The 13,011-nt window shown below is 71.9% G+C and carries 11 protein-coding genes and 3 tRNA genes; 8 read left to right on the forward strand and 6 right to left on the reverse strand.

What is annotated here, in order from left to right:
• Positions 1 to 23: 23 nt before the first annotated feature.
• The 3 genes from dnaG (at position 24) to ACZ434_RS02750 (ending at position 4,201) form a co-directional block, all read left to right on the forward strand.
• Positions 24 to 1,949 (forward strand): DNA primase, encoded by a 1,926-nt coding sequence (gene dnaG / locus ACZ434_RS02740; protein ID WP_468451037.1) that lies wholly within the window; start codon positions 24 to 26, stop codon positions 1,947 to 1,949.
• 145 nt (positions 1,950 to 2,094) lie between these two features.
• On the forward strand, positions 2,095 to 3,354 hold the full coding sequence (locus tag ACZ434_RS02745) for an RNA polymerase sigma factor (protein WP_468451789.1): 1,260 nt from the start codon (positions 2,095 to 2,097) through the stop codon (positions 3,352 to 3,354).
• Positions 3,355 to 3,445: 91 nt separating this feature from the next.
• Positions 3,446 to 4,201 (forward strand): SDR family NAD(P)-dependent oxidoreductase, encoded by a 756-nt coding sequence (locus tag ACZ434_RS02750; RefSeq protein WP_468451039.1) that lies wholly within the window; start codon positions 3,446 to 3,448, stop codon positions 4,199 to 4,201.
• Between the two features lie 45 nt (positions 4,202 to 4,246).
• Here ACZ434_RS02750 and ACZ434_RS02755 read toward each other — a convergent pair whose 3' ends face one another.
• The 4 genes from ACZ434_RS02755 to ACZ434_RS02770 form a co-directional block, all read right to left on the reverse strand.
• Positions 4,247 to 6,178, reverse strand: coding sequence for an ABC transporter ATP-binding protein (locus tag ACZ434_RS02755; RefSeq protein WP_468451041.1), 1,932 nt, complete (start codon positions 6,176 to 6,178; stop codon positions 4,247 to 4,249).
• Positions 6,178 to 7,911, reverse strand: coding sequence for an ABC transporter ATP-binding protein (locus ACZ434_RS02760; RefSeq protein ID WP_468451043.1), 1,734 nt, complete (start codon positions 7,909 to 7,911; stop codon positions 6,178 to 6,180). Before ACZ434_RS02760 ends, ACZ434_RS02755 begins: the two co-directional genes overlap by 1 nt.
• Before the next feature lie 142 nt (positions 7,912 to 8,053).
• Positions 8,054 to 9,508 carry an FGGY family carbohydrate kinase gene (locus ACZ434_RS02765; protein WP_468451045.1) on the reverse strand — a complete coding sequence of 485 codons (1,455 nt, stop codon included), beginning with the start codon at positions 9,506 to 9,508 and terminating at the stop codon, positions 8,054 to 8,056.
• Between the two features lie 72 nt (positions 9,509 to 9,580).
• On the reverse strand, positions 9,581 to 9,886 hold the full coding sequence (locus ACZ434_RS02770) for a YtxH domain-containing protein (protein WP_468451047.1): 306 nt from the start codon (positions 9,884 to 9,886) through the stop codon (positions 9,581 to 9,583).
• A gap of 169 nt (positions 9,887 to 10,055) precedes the next feature.
• On the opposite strand from ACZ434_RS02770, the gene ACZ434_RS02775 reads away from it, so the two are divergent.
• The 3 genes from ACZ434_RS02775 to ACZ434_RS02785 all read left to right on the forward strand — a co-directional run bounded on the left by ACZ434_RS02775 (position 10,056) and on the right by ACZ434_RS02785 (position 10,461).
• Positions 10,056 to 10,128 (forward strand) — tRNA-Asn (locus ACZ434_RS02775).
• Between the two features lie 5 nt (positions 10,129 to 10,133).
• Positions 10,134 to 10,206: transfer RNA gene (locus ACZ434_RS02780), tRNA-Asn, on the forward strand.
• 178 nt (positions 10,207 to 10,384) lie between these two features.
• A tRNA-Ile gene (locus tag ACZ434_RS02785) sits at positions 10,385 to 10,461 on the forward strand.
• Positions 10,462 to 10,590: 129 nt separating this feature from the next.
• Here the strand turns inward: ACZ434_RS02785 and ACZ434_RS02790 are convergent.
• Together ACZ434_RS02790 and ACZ434_RS02795 are read right to left on the reverse strand one after the other, a co-directional pair.
• Positions 10,591 to 10,746 carry a hypothetical protein gene (locus ACZ434_RS02790; protein ID WP_468451049.1) on the reverse strand — a complete coding sequence of 52 codons (156 nt, stop codon included), beginning with the start codon at positions 10,744 to 10,746 and terminating at the stop codon, positions 10,591 to 10,593.
• 57 nt (positions 10,747 to 10,803) lie between these two features.
• Complete coding sequence (locus ACZ434_RS02795) at positions 10,804 to 11,484, reverse strand: ANTAR domain-containing response regulator (protein ID WP_468451051.1); 681 nt, start codon at positions 11,482 to 11,484, stop codon at positions 10,804 to 10,806.
• Positions 11,485 to 11,687: 203 nt separating this feature from the next.
• On the opposite strand from ACZ434_RS02795, the gene ACZ434_RS02800 reads away from it, so the two are divergent.
• Both ACZ434_RS02800 and ACZ434_RS02805 read left to right on the forward strand, forming a co-directional pair.
• On the forward strand, positions 11,688 to 12,041 hold the full coding sequence (locus tag ACZ434_RS02800) for an STAS domain-containing protein (protein WP_468451053.1): 354 nt from the start codon (positions 11,688 to 11,690) through the stop codon (positions 12,039 to 12,041).
• The gene (locus tag ACZ434_RS02805) at positions 12,038 to 12,991 is read left to right on the forward strand and encodes an anti-sigma factor RsbA family regulatory protein (RefSeq protein ID WP_468451055.1); all 954 of its coding nucleotides are present in this window, start codon (positions 12,038 to 12,040) and stop codon (positions 12,989 to 12,991) included. The genes ACZ434_RS02800 and ACZ434_RS02805 overlap by 4 nt, the downstream gene beginning before the upstream one ends.
• Positions 12,992 to 13,011: the final 20 nt, after the last annotated feature.

Here is a 13,011-nt window from a genome sequence, read left to right on the forward strand (position 1 = left end):
GAGCGCACCCGTAGACTTCAGGTGTGGCTGGGCGGATCAATGATGAGGACGTGAAGGCGGTTCGGGACGCGGTTCCGATCGACGCCGTGGTGTCCGAGTATCTGCAGCTGCGCAACGCGGGCGGCGGGAACCTCAAGGGGCTCTGCCCGTTCCACGACGAGAAGTCGCCGTCCTTCCAGGTCAGCCCGAGCAAGGGACTCTTCCACTGCTTCGGCTGCCAGGAGGGCGGCGACACCCTCACGTTCGTGATGAAGATCGACCACCTCTCCTTCTCGGAGGCGGTCGAGCGCCTCGCCGGTCAGGCGGGCATCACGCTGCGTTACGAGGAGGGCGGGTACAACCCCACCCACCAGCGCGGCGAGCGCATCCGCCTGGTCGAGGCCCACAAGATCGCCGCCGAGTGGTACGCGGAACAGCTCGCGACCTCCCCGGAGGCCGAGACCGGCCGGGTCTTCCTCGCCGAGCGGGGCTTCGACCAGGGCGCCGCCGTGCACTTCGGCGTCGGCTACAGCCCCCAGGGCTGGGACCACCTCACCCGCTTCCTGCGCGGCAAGGGCTTCAGCGACAAGGAGCTCGTCCTCTCCGGTCTCTCCCAGGAGGGCCGCCGCGGTCCCATCGACCGCTTCCGCGGCCGGCTGATGTGGCCCATCCGCGACATCGGCGGCGACGTCGTCGGCTTCGGCGCCCGCAAGCTCTACGAGGCGGACAACGGCCCCAAGTACCTCAACACCCCCGAGACCGCGATCTACAAGAAGTCCCAGGTCCTCTACGGCATCGACCTGGCGAAGAAGGACATCGCGAAGTCCTCCCGCGCGGTCGTCGTCGAGGGCTACACCGACGTCATGGCCTGCCACCTCGCGGGCGTCACCACCGCCATCGCCACCTGCGGCACCGCCTTCGGCGGCGACCACATCAAGATCCTCAGACGGCTGCTGATGGACAACGGGTCGGCGCGCGTGATCTTCACCTTCGACGGCGACGCGGCCGGCCAGAAGGCGGCCCTGCGCGCCTTCGAGGACGACCAGAAGTTCGCCGCCGAGACCTACATCGCCATCGCCCCCGACGGCATGGACCCCTGCGACCTGCGCCTCGCCAAGGGCGACGAAGCCGTCGCCGACCTGGTCGAACCCCGCACCCCGCTCTTCGAGTTCGCGCTCCGCCAGGTCGTGCGCCGCTACGACCTGGACACCCCGGCCGGCCGCGCCGGCGCCCTCGACGAGGCCGCCCCGATCGTCGCCCGCATCAAGAACAGCGGCGCCCAGCACGAGGTCGCCGTCGAACTCGCCGGGATGCTCGGCATCCTCGACACCCAGTTCGTCGTCAAGCGGGTCGCCCAGCTGGCCCGCTGGGCCCGCGACCGCGGCGGCAAGGGTCCGGCCCCGGACCAGCGGCAGCGCGGCGGCGGTGGCCCGCAGCAGTACGCGCCCGCCCCCGCCGCCCCCCGCGGCCCCGCCCTCAACCTCCGCAACCCGGTCTTCGCCACCGAACGCGAACTGCTCAAGCTCGCCCTCCAGCGCCCCGAACTGGTCTCCCCGGCCTTCGACGCGTACGGCGTCGACGAGTTCACCGCCCCGCCCTACGCGGCCGTACGCCAGGCGATCCTGGACGCGGGCGGCGCCGAGCACGGTGTGGGGGACCCGCAGGAGTATCTGATCCGGGTGCGCGACGCCGCTCCCGACGACACCGTGCGCGCCATGGTCACCGAACTCGCCGTCGAGGCGATCATGCTGCACCGGGGCGTCAAGGAGGTCGACGAGACGTACGCGGGCGCCCAGCTGGTCACTGTCCGCCGCCGTGCCGTCGAGCGCCGCATCCGCGACATCGCCGGCCGCCTCACCCGCCTCGGCGCCCACGGCGACCCCGCTGAACTGACCGCCGTACAGAACGAGTTGTGGGTCCTTCAGCAGTACGACCAGGCGTTGCGGGAGCACGGCGCGGCCGCGCTGTGAGGCGACCCGCGTAACCGGCCGGTCACGCCCCGGACGCAAAAAGTCACCGCACGCCCCTCGTGGGGACGATGTGTCGTACCCCACACTGGGGGGCGGTGCCTGAGTCCTCGGAGCGCGGCCGATCCGTCGTCGGCGGGTCCCGGACATCCGCGGCTGTGCTCACCGCGTACGGGACGGACAGCGGCGAGGCCGTCGACTCCGCCCCCGAAGTACCGCTGCCCCACCCCCGGCAGCGATCATCCTGGAGGTCGCCCCCGTGCAGACCCAGACCCAGACCCTCACCCAGCCCGGCGCGGACGTGCTCGTCGCCATGCCCGCGCAGAGCAGTGTCGCGCTCCACCCCGAGACACCGCCCGAGCCCGCCGAACCGCCGGCCGAGGCGCTGGAACCGGCCGCACCGCGCGTCGACGCCGGTCGACCCGCCGATCCCGCCGATTCCGTCGAGCCGGTGGAGCCCGCCGAGCCGCGCGTGCCCGTCCGGCCCGAGACCGGGGGTCCCTCCTCGGACCTGTTCCGGCAGTATCTGCGCGAGATCGGCCGCATCCCGCTGCTCACCGCCGCCGAGGAGGTCGAACTCGCCCGCCGGGTCGAGGCGGGGCTGTTCGCCGAGGAGAAGCTGCGGCTGGCCCCCGATCTGGACAGCCGGCTCGCCGGCGACCTGGACCGGCTCGTCGTCATGGGCCGGATGGCCAAACGGCGGCTGATCGAGGCGAACCTGCGGCTCGTGGTGTCGGTGGCCAAGCGGTACGTGGGCCGGGGCCTGACCATGCTGGACCTGGTCCAGGAGGGCAACCTCGGGCTGATCCGGGCGGTGGAGAAGTTCGACTACGCGCGCGGCTACAAGTTCTCCACGTACGCCACCTGGTGGATCCGCCAGGCCATGTCCCGCGCGCTGGCGGACCAGGCCCGGACCATCCGCGTGCCCGTGCACGTGGTGGAGCTCATCAACCGGGTGGTGCGGGTGCAGCGGCGCATGCTCCAGGAGCGCGGGTACGAGCCGACGCCGGTCGAGGTCGCGGCCCACCTCGATCTGTCGCCCGAGCGGGTCGGCGAGGTGCTGCGGCTGGCGCAGGAGCCGGTGTCGTTGCACGCGCCGGTGGGGGAGGAGGACGACGTCGCGCTCGGTGACCTCATCGAGGACGGCGACGCCGCGAGCCCGGTCGAGTCGGCCGCGTTCCTGCTGCTCAGGGAGCACCTGGAGGCGGTCCTCTCCACCCTCGGCGAACGCGAGCGCAAGGTCGTCCAGCTCCGCTACGGCCTCGTCGACGGGCGCCCGCGCACCCTGGAGGAGATAGGCCGCCTCTTCGGGGTGACCCGCGAGCGGATACGGCAGATCGAGTCCAAGACCCTGAACAAGCTCCGCGACCACGCCTTCGCCGACCAGCTCAGGGGCTACCTGGACTGACGCCCCCGGATGGGGCGGGGAAACCCGTTGGATTAGTGTGATCATGCGCGAATCAGCGCAGAAGTCGCACACAGGGACGGGTGAGGTGCCCATGGAGAACAGAAGCCTGGAAGGCAAGAGGGCCGTCGTCACCGGAGGCGCCTCCGGCATCGGCGCGGCGATCACCCGGGTGTTCGCCGCCCGCGGCGCCCGCGTGGTCGTCGTCGACCTCCAGGAGGAGGCCGGCGAGAAGCTCGCCGCCGAGCTCGGGGACGCGGTGGTGTTCCTGCGCGGCGACGTGTCCGACCGGGCCGTGGCGGACGCCGCGGTGGGCAGGGCCGTCGAGCACTTCGGCGGACTGGACGTCCTGGTCAACAACGCCAGCGTCTCCCGGCAGCGCCCCTTCGAGGAGCAGACCGACGCCGACTGGGACCTCGCGATGGGCACCAGCCTCTACGCCACCCGGAACTTCATGCTCGCGGCCCTCCCCGAGCTGAAGAGGGCCGGCGGCGGCTCGGTCGTCAACTTCGGCTCCGGCGCCGCCCTCGACGGCCAGCCGAACCAGGCCTCGTACGCCGCCGTGAAGGAGGCCATCCGCGGTCTGAGCCGCGTCGTCGCCAACGAGTGGGCCCGGTACGACATCCGGGTCAACGTCGTCTGTCCCATGGCGCTGACCGAGGGCGTCGCCCGCTGGGCCGACGCCCACCCCGAGCAGTACGCCCAGTCCGCCGCGAAGGTGCCGCTCGGCCGGTTCGGCGATCCCGAGCGGGACGTCGCCCCCATCGTCGCCTTCCTCGCCGGCGACGACGCCCGCTACATGACGGGCCAGACCGTCATGGCGGACGGCGGCGCCAACAAACTGCGCTGAGACCCGCCCGTGCGGCGTCCCCGGCCGGGGACGCCGCACGGCGGCTCAGCCGTCCACCTCGGCCACCGCCTGCGCGAACTGCGCCCGGTACAGGCGGGCGTACGCCCCGTCCGCCGCCAGCAGCTTCCCGTGCGCGCCCTGTTCGACGATCGCGCCGTTCTCCATGACCAGGATCGTGTCCGCGTCCCGGATCGTGGACAGCCGGTGCGCGATCACGAACGACGTGCGCCCGTGCGCCAGTCGCGCCATCGCCTTCTGGATCAGCACCTCCGTACGGGTGTCCACGGAGCTCGTCGCCTCGTCCAGCACCAGTATCACCGGGTCGGACAGGAACGCCCGCGCGATGGTGATCAGTTGCTTCTCGCCCGCGCTCACCCCGCTGCCCTCGTCGTCGATCACCGTGTCGTAGCCGTCGGGCAGGGTGCGGACGAACCGGTCGGCGTGCGCCGCCCGTGCCGCCTCCTCGATCTCCTCGCGGGTGACCTCGCGGGAGGCTCCGTAGGCGATGTTCTCCGCGATGGTGCCGCCGAACAGCCAGGTGTCCTGGAGCACCATGCCGATGCCGGAGCGCAGTTCGTCCCGGGACATCCGCGCGATGTCCACCCCGTCGAGCGTGATCCGCCCGCCGGAGACCTCGTAGAACCGCATCAGCAGGTTCACCAGCGTCGTCTTGCCGGCGCCCGTCGGGCCGACGACGGCCACCGTGTGGCCCGGCTCGACCGTCAGCGACAGGTCCTCGATCAGCGGCTTCTGCGGGTCGTACCGGAACGACACGTGCTCCAGCGCCACCCGCCCGCGCGGCTCGGCCGGCTTCTCGGCCGGCGAGGCGTCGGCCTCCTGCTCCTCCGCGTCCAGCAGTTCGAAGACCCGCTCCGCCGAGGCGACACCGGACTGCACTAGGTTCGCCATCGAGGCGACCTGCGTCAGCGGCATGGAGAACTGCCGCGAGTACTGGATGAACGCCTGCACGTCGCCGATGGACAGCGTGCCCGAGGCGACCCGGAGCCCGCCGACGACCGCCACCAGCACGTAGTTGATGTTCGACACGAAGAACATCAGCGGCTGCATGACACCGCTGTTGAACTGCGCCCGGAACCCGGCCTCGTACAGCGCCTCGTTCTCCTCGGCGAACCGCTTCGCCGACTCCTCCTGCCGCCCGAACACCTTCACCAGGGTGTGTCCGGTGTACATCTCCTCGATGTGCGCGTTCAGTTGGCCGGTGGTGCGCCACTGCGCCACGAAGTGCGGCTGCGACCGCTTGCCGACGCGCGTGGCGACGACGAACGACAGGGGCACCGTCACCAGCGCGACCAGCGCGAGGATCCACGAGACGTAGAACATCATCGCGAGCACACCGATGATCGTGAGCAGCGAGTTGATCAGCTGGCCCATCGACTGCTGGAGGGTCTGCCCGATGTTGTCGATGTCGTTGGTGGCGCGGCTGAGCACCTCACCGCGCTGCCGCTTGTCGAAGTACGACAGCGGCAGCCGCGACAGCTTCGTCTGCACGTCCTCCCGCATGCGGAACATGGTGAGGTTGACGGCGCGGTTCACCAGCCGCGTCGCGACCGCCATCAGCAGGCCGGCGACCAGGAACACCGCCAGCGCGAACAGCAGCACGTTGCCGACGGCGGTGAAGTCGATGCCCTCGCCGGGGGTGAAGTCGGTGCTGCGGAGCATGTCGGCGACATCGCCCTCGCCCCGCTCCCGCATCGCGTCGAGCACCTGCTCCTTGGTGGCGCCCTCCGGCATGTCGCGTCCGACGACCCCGGCGAAGACCAGGTCGGTGGCCTCGCCGAGGATCTTGGGACCTATCACGCTGAGCCCCACGCTCAGGACGACGCAGGCCAGCAGCCCGTAGATCGTCAGGCGCTGTGGCCGGAACCGGGCGATCAGCCGTTTGCTCGACCCCTTGAAGTCGATCGAGCGCTGGTCGGGGCCGCCCCCGGCCATCATCCGTCCTCCGGGCCCGGCCATCAGGCGGCCTCCGCTTCCGTCAGCTGGGAGAGCACGATCTCCCGGTAGGTCTCGTTGTCCGCCATCAGCTCGTGGTGCCGGCCGGTGCCGACGACCCGGCCCTCGTCCAGGACCACGATCCGGTCGGCGTCCCGGATGGTCGCCACCCGCTGGGCGACGATCACCACGGTCGCCTCGGCCGTCTCCCGTGCGAGCGCCGCCCGCAGGGCCGCGTCGGTGGCGTAGTCGAGCGCGGAGAAGGAGTCGTCGAAGAGGTAGATCTCCGGCCGCTGCACCAGCGTGCGGGCGATCGCCAGACGCTGGCGCTGACCGCCGGAGACGTTCGTCCCGCCCTGCGCGACCGGCGCGTCGAGGCCGCCCTCCAGCCGCTCCACGAAGTCCTTGCCCTGCGCCACCTCCAGCGCGTGCCACAGCTCCTCGTCGGTGGCGTCCGGGTTGCCGTAGCGCAGGTTCGTCGCCACCGTGCCCGCGAAGAGGTACGGCTTCTGCGGCACCAGCCCGACGGTCCTGGCGAGCAGCCCGGGGGCGATGTCCGCCACCGGCACCCCGTCGACCAGCACCTCGCCGCCGGTCGCGTCGAACAGCCGCGGGATCAGCCCCAGCAGGGTGGACTTGCCGCTGCCGGTCGAGCCGATCACGGCGGTGACCTCGCCGGGCCGCGCCACCAGGTCGACCGACCTCAGCACCGGCTCCTCGGCGCCCGGGTAGCGGAAGCCGGCACCCCGGATCTCCAGATGCCCGTGCCGGCGCAGCTCGGTGACGGGCGCGGCGGGCGGCACGACGCTCGAGGAGGTGTCCAGCACCTCGTGGATGCGTTCGGCGCACACCTCGGCGCGCGGCACCATCATGAACATGAAGGTGGCCATCATCACGGACATGACGATCTGCATGAGGTAGGCGAGGAACGCCGTCAGATCGCCGATCTGCATCCCCCCGCTGTCGATGCGGTGCGCGCCGAACCACACCACCGCGATCGACGACAGGTTCACCACCGTCATGACCACCGGGAACATCAGCGCGAGCAGATTGCCCGTGCCCAGCGACACGTCCGTCAGCTCGGTGTTGGACTTCCGGAACCGCCGCTGTTCGTACGCGTCCCGGACGAACGCGCGGATCACCCGGTTGCCGGTGATCTGCTCGCGCAGCACCCGGTTCACCGTGTCGAGCCGCTCCTGCATGGTCCGGAACAGCGGGCGCAGCCGCCGCACGATCAGCGTCACGCAGATCGCCAGCACCGGGACGACGCCGACCAGCACCCCGGACAGCGGGACGTCCAGGCCGAGTGCCATCACGATGCCGCCCACGCACATGATGGGCGCCGACACCATCAGGGTGAACGTCATCAGGACCAGCATCTGCACCTGCTGGACGTCGTTCGTCGTACGGGTGATCAGCGAGGGCGCACCGAAGTGACCCACCTCCCGCGCGGAGAACGACTGGACGCGGTCGAACACGGCGGCGCGCACGTCCCGTCCCAGGGCCGCCGCCGTCCGGGCGCCGTGGAACACGGCACCCACGTTGCACACGACCTGGATCAGCGAGATGCCGATCATCAGGGCGCCGAAACTCAGGATGTATCCGGCGTCACCTTCGACGACACCGTTGTCGATGATGTCCGCGTTGAGCGTGGGCAGGTAGAGGGAGGCGCAGGTCTGCAGGAACTGCAGCAGCACCAGCAGGGCGATGGGTCTCTTGTAGGGCGTGAGGTGGGTCCGCAGGAGTCGTATGAGCACGCTGAATCTCTCGGGTGGTCGGCGAGGGCATTCGGTTGCCCGTGGCCCCTATCGTCGAACACTCCACCCGCGTTACCTCAACCGAATTAACCGGCGCGCCCGCGTCCCGCCCCGAGCACCGGCGCGCCCGCGACGACGACTCCTAGGCGCGGAACGCCCCCGGGTGCGTCTGCTCGCGCACCGCCACGAACTGCTGGCGCACCGCCTGTCCCACCGCCAGTTCCTCCCCGGGATCGAGCACCTGGGCCACCGGGCCCTGCCAGACGGGCGGGGTCCGCGGGTCGAGCGTGCCCTGCGACACGCCGAGCGCCCACGCCGCCTGCCGGGCCGCGCCGATCGCCGCGTAGTCGGCCGGCTGCGGCACCACCACCTGCGCCCCGAACAGCGACGGCGCCGCCGCCTGCACGGCCGGCAGTTCGGCGGCCTGGCCCAGCAGGAACACCCGCCGGACGTCCACGCCCCGGCCGCGCAGCACGTCCAGCGCGTCCGCGAGACCGCACAGCATCCCCTCGAACGCGGCCCGCGCCAGATGCTCCCGCTTCATCGACTCCCGGCGCAGACCCGCCAGCGTCCCGGCGGTGTGCGGCAGGTTCGGCGTGCGCTCACCCTCCAGATAGGGGAGCAGCACCAGCCCGTGCGACCCCGGCGTCGACTTCATCGCCAGCTCGGACAGGCTCTCCAGGTCGGGCAGCCCCAGCAGTTCCGCGGTCCCGCGCAGGGCCCGTACGGCGTTCAGGGTGGTGACGACGGGCAGGTGCATCCCGGTCGCGTCGGCCAGCGAGGTGATCATCCCGTGGTGGTCGACGAGCGGTTCGGGGTGCACGGCCATCACCGACCCGGACGCGCCGAGCGAGACCACCGCGTCGCCCAGACCGATGCCGAGCCCGAACGCCGCCGCCATCGTCTCGCCCGTGCCGGCGGAGATCAGCAGCCCCTCCGGGGTCGTACCGGCCGCGTCCGCCGGGCCGATCACCTCGGGCAGCATCACCTGGTGGCCGAGCGCCATCTCCACCAGGTCGGGCCGGTAGGCGCCGGTCGCGGCCGCCCAGTAGCCGGTGCCGGACGCGCCGCCCCGGTCGGTGGTGCGCCGCACCGGCCGGCCCAGCAGCTGCCACACCAGCCAGTCGTGCGCCTGCAGCAGTACGGCGGTGCGCGCGGCGTTCTCCGGTTCGCTGCGGGCCAGCCAGCGCAGCTTGGCCACCGGCTGCGCAGCCCCCGGCACACAGCCCACCGCCTGCGCCCAGGCCTCGCGCCCGCCGAGCGCGTCGAGCAGGTCGGCCGCCGCGACCTGCGCGCGCTTGTCCCCGCCGGTCATCGCCGGCCGCACCGTGTTGCCCTGCGCGTCCAGCGGCACCAGCGCGTTCGCCTGCGCCGACACGCCGATGGCCTGCACGCCCTCCAGCAGCCCGCCGCCCGCCGCCTCGCCCAGCGACAGCAGCCAGGCCTGCGGGTCCACGTCGGAGGGACGGCCGCCGCCGTCGGGGCCCTGCACCGGGTGCTGGGCATACCCCTGCCTGACCACGGCTCCGGTGTCCGTGTCACAGACGACGATGCGAGTGAAATCGGGCGCACTGTCCAGCCCGGCGACTATCCCCATGCCGCAATTTTGCCGCACGCTCCCCACCGGGTGGGGGCGTGGGCACCGTTGGAGTGACCTGCGGCGGGCACGTCAGGTGTTGCTGGTGCCCCAGTCGTCCTCCGCCGGGCCGTGGGCCGAGCGTTCACGGAGGGCGGAGACACGCTGGGCGACCGAGTCGGGCATGCGGTCGCCGACCCGGTGGCTCACCGCCTGGTAGGCCTTGTCGGCGAACTCGCGGCTCTGCTGCGCCGCGCTCTCCGCGGTGTTGCGCACCGCCGGGTTCTGTGTGAGCTGCTGCGCCGACTTCCTCAACTGCTCGTATCGCTCCCGCCCGGCTTTCGTGCCCAGCACGTAACCCAGGGCTGCTCCGGCGACGAACGTGAGCCGGTACTTCATGGCGGTCACCCTTCCCGTTGTTCTGGTCTGCACAGGTCTCCGGTGCGGCGACAGCGCCGGGGAGTACCGATTGGCGGAGCACCCCCCTGCTTGCGCTAATGTATGTGTCGCAGCGAGCGCGCGCCCCCTGGCGGATACCCAGGAAGGTGCGTTCGATGCAACGAGGCATTCCTCCGTAGCTCAATTGGCAGAGCAGCCGGCTGTTAACCGGCAGGTTACTGGTTCGAGTCCAGTCGGGGGAGCTCGGTCCTCCGTAGCTCAATTGGCAGAGCAGCCGGCTGTTAACCGGCAGGTTACTGGTTCGAGTCCAGTCGGGGGAGCATGCTGAACGAGGACCCCCGTAGGGGTCCTTTTTCATGTCCGGGGGAACCGTGCGCGCCTCGGCGCGGTCTCCATGGTCACCAAGGCCGTGAGCAGCCGACCATCCGAAGCAGGAGATCGTATGAGCGGCTATGCTGCGGCAGACGGCGCGCACACATGTACGCGACACGCCGCTATGGGGCGGTAGCTCAGCCGGTTAGAGCAGCGGACTCATAATCCGTCGGCCGTGGGTTCGAGTCCCACCCGCCCCACCACGAGCAGTGGTACGCAGAATCGTTTCTAGCCGTGAAACGGCGGAACGCGAACCGGCGCGCGACAACGGCGCCCCGCACTCACCCTCCCGGCCCAGGACCTGCCCCCGCGGGCACACCCGCGCGGGTCGCTCAGCTGCGCTCGGCGTTGTCGTCGGACGGGTCGGTGGCGTCGGCGGGGTCGCGTTCGCCCTCGGCCTGCGAGGGGGTGGTGTGCGGGATGTCCGGGGTGGCCCACTCGGCGTCGTCCCGGTCGCCCTCGGCCTGGGAGGGAGTGTGGTCGCTCATCGTGCTGCCTCCTGATCGCGGGGGTCGTGTCCGCCGGGTACCCCGCGCGGGCCGGTGTCACCGTGCCGAACGGCGGGCCAGCGCCCGGGACAGCGCCGTGCGGACCTCCTCGGGCGGACGGGCGTCCTCCGCCTCCGCGCACGTGGTGAGCGACGCCGCGACGTCGCGCAGTTTGGTATTGGACAGCTGGGACGCCTCACGCAGGATGTGCCAGGCCTCGTCCGAGGTGCAGCCGTACGTCGCCATCAGGATGCCGCGCGCCTGGTCGATGACCGGGCGGGAGGCGATCGCCTGCCGGAGCTGCTCGACCTCCTCCTGGAGCAGATGCAGCCGCTCCTCCCGTTCCCGCGCCACCGCCGAGACGACCGGCGCCGGTATGCCGTCCGGGGCCGGGGAGCGCAACGGGTCCGTGGTGTCGAGGCCGGCGAGCTCCAGTATGCGGCGCGGCTGACCGTTCCAGCGGGTGGCCGTGACCGGCACCGACCGCCGCCGGCCGTGGTCGCGCAGCACCTCCAGGAACTCCAGCCCCGCCGAGTCCATGAAGTGCACGCCGCTCATGTCCAGATCGACCCGGGCCGTGCCGGCGGGCAGCTGCGCCAGCTTCTCGGCCAGGGCCCGTGCGCACCCGCGCACCAGCTCGCCGCGCGGGGTGAGCAGCGCCCGGTCCGCGTCCATGCGACCGCCGATGACCAAGGTGTCCTGCCTTCCCGGGAGAGCCGGTGATGCCGCGGAGGTCATGTCCTCGCCTGTCGGTACTCGTGGATCGTCGGGGCGTTCGGGGTGATTCCGGCCGCCGCCGGCACCGGAGCGGTAGGCTGCGCACGGTCCCGGCTGCGCTGCCGGTGCGCCTGCCCACCGTGCGGCGTACTACACACCGCGCCGGGGAATGGCCGGGAACCGACGCGGGTATGCCCGGTCCCGGGAGCGTGGGGAGACGGGTGTTGGGCAGTCGTCATCGGACGCCGGACGGACCCGGAGGCGAGGGGCCGTCCCTGACGGTGAGCCCCCTGGAGGGGTGCAGCGGAATCCGCGCGGCCGGGGAGATCGGCCTGGCCACGCACACGATCTGGGAACGCGTACTGGATCAGGCGGTGCGCGAAGGTGAGGACGTGTACCACCTGGAACTGTCCGCGGTGACGTTCGTCGACGTCGCGGGCGCCGGCGCGCTCGCGGCGGCCGCCGGGCGGCTCGGCGACGGACGCCGCCTCGTGGTGCGCCGGCCGCCGCCCGCACTGCGCAGGGTCCTGGAGACGTTCTGGCCCGACCTGTCGACGATCGAGGTGTCGATGTCATGAGTACCGCGGCCACGTCCCCGGAAGCCATCCGCGACCCCTTCGTCCACCCCGCCCTGTTCTACCGGGACGACCGGGAGTACCTGGACGGCACCGTCCCCTTCGTGCGGGCGGGACTCGCCGCCGGGGAGCCCGTCGCGGTCGCCGTGCCCGGCGACCGGCTGCGGCTGATCCGGGACGCGCTCGGCGCCGACGCGGAGCGGGTCCGGCTCCTGGACATGCGGGAGGCGGGACGCAATCCCGGGCGCATCATCCCCGGCGTGCTGCGCGCCTTCGCCGACGGCCGGCCGGCCGGGCACCGGGTGCGGATCATCGGCGAGCCGATCTGGGCCGGCCGCTCCGCGAGCGAGTACCCCGCCTGCGTCCAGCACGAGGCGCTGATCAACGCGGCCTTCCGGGGCCGTACGGCGACCATCCTGTGCCCCTACGACGCCGTACGGCTGCCCGGGCACGTCCTCGAGGACGCCCACGCCACCCACCCCACCGTCATCCCGGCCGGCTCCCGCCGCGAGCGGCACAGCGAGGGCTACGCGCCCGACGCGGTCGTCGCCCGCCACAACGAGCCGCTGCCGCCCGTCGCGGACGCCATGACCTTCCCGTTCGCGGCGGAGTCGCTGCCCGGGGCCCGGCACGCCGCGACCGACGAGGGCCGGCGGCTCGGACTCACCGGCACCACCCTGGAGGACCTGGCCCTCACCACGGCCGAGCTGACCACCAACAGCGTGCTGCACGGCGGCGGTTCGGGCGTGCTGCGGGTCTGGGGCGAGGACGGGCGGGTGCTGTGCGAGGTGCGCGACACGGGGCGGTTCACCGATCCGCTCGCCGGCCGCCGGCCCGCCTCCCGCGACCAGCGCGGCGGACGCGGACTGCTGATGGTCAACCTGATCGCCGACCTGGTCCGGGTGCACACCGGTGAGGAGGGCACCACGATCCGCTGCTGGTTCTCCCCCTGACGGCCGCCTCCCCGGTACGG

The sequence above is a fragment of the Streptomyces sp. NPDC030893 genome, assembly GCF_055571535.1.

What these genes read in the sequence shown, in the direction of transcription:
- ACZ434_RS02750 (WP_468451039.1), top strand. Translation starts at nt 3,446, where the DNA reads ATGGAGAACAGAAGCCTGGAAGGCAAGAGGGCCGTCGTCACCGGAGGC.
- ACZ434_RS02770 (WP_468451047.1), bottom strand. Translation starts at nt 9,886, where the DNA reads ATGAAGTACCGGCTCACGTTCGTCGCCGGAGCAGCCCTGGGTTACGTG.
- ACZ434_RS02790 (WP_468451049.1), bottom strand. Translation starts at nt 10,746, where the DNA reads ATGAGCGACCACACTCCCTCCCAGGCCGAGGGCGACCGGGACGACGCC.
- ACZ434_RS02765 (WP_468451045.1), bottom strand. Translation starts at nt 9,508, where the DNA reads ATGGGGATAGTCGCCGGGCTGGACAGTGCGCCCGATTTCACTCGCATC.
- ACZ434_RS02805 (WP_468451055.1), top strand. Translation starts at nt 12,038, where the DNA reads ATGAGTACCGCGGCCACGTCCCCGGAAGCCATCCGCGACCCCTTCGTC.
- ACZ434_RS02755 (WP_468451041.1), bottom strand. Translation starts at nt 6,178, where the DNA reads ATGGCCGGGCCCGGAGGACGGATGATGGCCGGGGGCGGCCCCGACCAG.
- ACZ434_RS02795 (WP_468451051.1), bottom strand. Translation starts at nt 11,484, where the DNA reads ATGACCTCCGCGGCATCACCGGCTCTCCCGGGAAGGCAGGACACCTTG.